General features: G+C 69.8%; 1 protein-coding gene and 1 pseudogene. Both read right to left on the bottom strand.

The features are described from left to right. Nucleotides 1–1,610, bottom strand: a 1,610-nt coding sequence (locus tag x551_RS21620) for an efflux RND transporter permease subunit (RefSeq protein WP_036251269.1), incomplete at its 3' end; no start/stop codon positions are given. Nucleotides 1,611–1,621: 11 nt separating this feature from the next. Next, nucleotides 1,622–1,932 (bottom strand): annotated as a pseudogene (locus x551_RS21615) (efflux RND transporter periplasmic adaptor subunit); the annotation flags it as partial.

Genomic DNA, 1,932 nt, shown 5'->3' with positions numbered 1-1,932 from the left:
AGCGCGGCGCGCGGGCGGTCGAGCACCCGCTGCAGGCTGCGGCGGTAGCCGGCCTTCAGCCAGGCCAGCACCCGGGTGTCGCCGTGGTCGATGTTCTTCATCCGCGGCAGCAGGTAGAAGCCGAGGACCGGCGTGACCGTCACCGAGACCACCAGCGAGGCCAGCGTCGAGACGATGAAGGCGATGCCGAGCGGCACGAACAGCCGGCCCTCCAGCCCCGGCAGCGCGAACAGCGGAATGAACACCAGCACGATGATCACCGTGGCGTACAGGATGGCCGAGCGCACCTCCATCGTGGCGCGGCCCACGATCTCGATCGGGTGCAGGCGCTTGTCGGGGTGCTTCGCGCGGTCTTCCTTCAGGCGCCGCAGCACGTTCTCCACGCCCACCACCGCGTCGTCGACCAGCCCGCCGATGGCGATCGCCAGGCCGCCCAGCGTCATGGTGTTGATCGACAGCCCGAAGTAGCGGAACACCAGCGCGGTGATGAAGATCGAGACCGGGATCGCGGTCAGCGCGATCAGCGTCGGGCGCAGTGTGCCGAGGAAGAAGAACAGGATCAGCGCGACGAACACCGAAGCGCCGATCAGCTTGCCTTGCAGCGTGGTGATCGAGGCCTCGATGAAGCTCGCCTGGCGGAACGTGACCTGCGGCGCCTCCATGCCCGTCGGCAGCGAGGACTTCAGTCCGAGCAGAGCCTCCTCGAGCGCGCGCGTCAGCGCGATGGTGTCGGCGGTCGGCTGCTTCTGGATGCCCAGGATCACGGCCGGCTTGCCCTCGAAGCCGGCGTCGCCGCGCTTGAGCGCGGCGGCGAAGCTCACCTCGGCGATCTGGCGCAGCAGCAGCGGCTGGCCGTCTCGGGCGGTGAGCGCCAGGTCCTTCAGGTCCTCGAGCCGGGAGGTGCGGCCCAGGTTGCGGATCAGCACCTCGCGGCCGTTGAGTTCCAGGAAGCCGCCCGAGGTGTTGCTGGAATAGCCGCGCAGCGCGGCCTCCAGCTGCTCGTGCGTGACGCCCAGCTCGGCCATGCGCTGCGTGTCCGGCTGCACCTGGAACTGCCGCACTTCACCGCCGATCGGGATCACCTGCGCCACGCCCGGCACCGCCAGCAGCCGCGGGCGCAGCACCCAGTCGGCGTACTCGCGCACCGCCATCGGCGAGATCTTCGCCGCGTCGACCGGGATCGCGATCTGCAGGATCTCGCCCATGATCGAGCTGACCGGCCCCATGCGCGGCAGCACGCCCTCGGCCAGGCCTTCCTCCATCGCCGACAGGCGCTCCGACACCAGTTGGCGGGCGCGGAAGATGTCGGTGCGCCAGTCGAAGGTGACGTAGAGGAAGGACAGGCCGGCCGACGAGGTGGAGCGCACCGACTCCACGCCGGGCAGCCCGTTCATCGTGGTCTCGAGCGGGAAGGTGATGAGCTGCTCCACCTCCTCGGCGGCCATGCCGCCGGCCTCGGTCATGACCGTGACGGTGGGCTTGTTGAGGTCGGGGAACACGTCCACCGGGGTGCGCGAGAGCGTGAATGCGCCGTAGGCCATCAGCACCACGCTGGCGATGATCACCAGCAGCCGGTTGCTCAGGCTGTTGTCGAGGAGCCACTTGAACATCGCGGGCTCCTTCAGCGGACCTGGTTGATCAGGGTCGCGCCTTGCGTCGCGACCCGATCACCGGGCTTCAGCCCCGAGGTCACCGCGGCGTGGATGCCGTCCAGCGCTTCGGTGGTCACCGCCCGGGGCTCGAAGCGCTCCGGGGCCGTCTTGACCCAGACGATGGTCTGGTTGGCGGCGTTCTTCATCAGCGCGGCCACGGGCACGGCGATGCCCTGCACCGTGTCGCGCGTCTGCACGAACACCCGCACCGGCTGGCCGACGGCCAGCGCCTCGAGCGCCGCGCCCTCGGCGCGGAAGCTCAGCGGCAGCGCTTGCTCGC

This window comes from Methylibium sp. T29, assembly GCF_000576205.1.
GTDB lineage: Bacteria > Pseudomonadota > Gammaproteobacteria > Burkholderiales > Burkholderiaceae_C > Methylibium > Methylibium petroleiphilum.
Note: the sequence above shows the minus strand (reverse complement) of the source record. Positions and strands in the feature narration are given on the sequence as shown.